At 67.6% G+C, this 1094-nt stretch carries 2 protein-coding genes; one reads left to right on the forward strand and one right to left on the reverse strand.

Features of this window, described 5'->3' with window-relative positions; translation table 11 throughout:
- Positions 1-342, forward strand: a 342-nt coding sequence (locus AC04L7_RS19335) for a winged helix-turn-helix domain-containing protein (RefSeq protein WP_475513794.1), incomplete at its 5' end; no start/stop codon positions are given.
- Between the two features lie 98 nt (positions 343-440).
- On the opposite strand, the gene AC04L7_RS19340 is transcribed toward AC04L7_RS19335, so the two are convergent.
- Positions 441-1094: response regulator (locus tag AC04L7_RS19340; RefSeq protein ID WP_475513795.1), on the reverse strand; the 654-nt coding region annotated here is incomplete at its 5' end.

Consider the following 1094-nt stretch of genomic DNA (forward strand, 5'->3'; position numbering starts at 1 on the left):
AAGGTCGGCGATCTGTCCTTCGATCCCGCCTGCCATCGCATCCACCGCGCCGGCAAGGAGATCGAGGTGTCGCCCGTCGCCACGAAGCTGCTCAACATCCTGATGCGCGAGTCGCCGCGCGTCGTGAGCCGGCGGGAAATCGAACGCGAGTTGTGGGGAGACGACCTGCCCGATTCCGACTCGCTGCGCAGCCATCTGTACAACCTGCGGCGGGTCATCGATCGCGGTTTCGACAATCCGCTGCTCCATACCGTCCAGAGCGCCGGTTACCGCATGGCGGACATGTCGCCTCCCCGCAAGTCCTCCGGCAGCGCCGGCGTGAGCCAGGGCGCCGCCGCCTAGCCCGCGGAAGCACGGCGTGCCACGCGCGTGGCCGACCGTGGTGGTGATCGCGCGCGTGGCGGTCGCGAGCTCCTGCGACCACGCCACCTGGTGGATCCCTAGGCCGGCTTCTCCAGTACCTCGCGCACGCGTGCCGCGAGCTCCTGCAGCGTGAAGGGCTTTCCGATCAGGTTGACGCCGGGGTCCAGCACGCCGTTGTGGACGACGGCGTTGCGGCTGTAGCCGGTGGTGAAGAGGACCTTCAGGTGCGGCCAGCGCCTGCAGGCTTCGTTCGCCAGTTTGCGTCCGTTGGTCTCCGGCATCACCACGTCGGTGAACAAGAGGCTGATGGACGGCTCCGCTTCGAGGATGCGCAGTGCCGCCGCGGCGCTGTCTGCGGAGAAGACGCGGTACCCCAGCTCGGTCAACGCATCGACGGAGAACTGCCGTACCGCCGGTTCGTCCTCCACGACCAGGATGACCTCCTGCAACTCGCCGCGGGGCATCGGGTGCGCGCTCGGCACGCTCTCTGTCACCGCATGCGCGCCGAGCTGGCGCGGCAGGTACACCTTGACGGTGGTGCCGCTGCCGACTTCCGAATAGATCTTCACGTGTCCGCCGGACTGCTTCACGAAGCCATAGACCTGGGACAGGCCCAGACCGGTGCCACGCCCCACCTCCTTGGTCGTGAAGAATGGATCGAAGGCCTTCGCGATGACGTCGGCCGGCATGCCGCCGCCTGTATCGGACACCGCGACCAGCACGTACTGACC

The sequence above is a fragment of the Pseudoxanthomonas sp. LjRoot204_2 genome, from assembly GCF_056175765.1.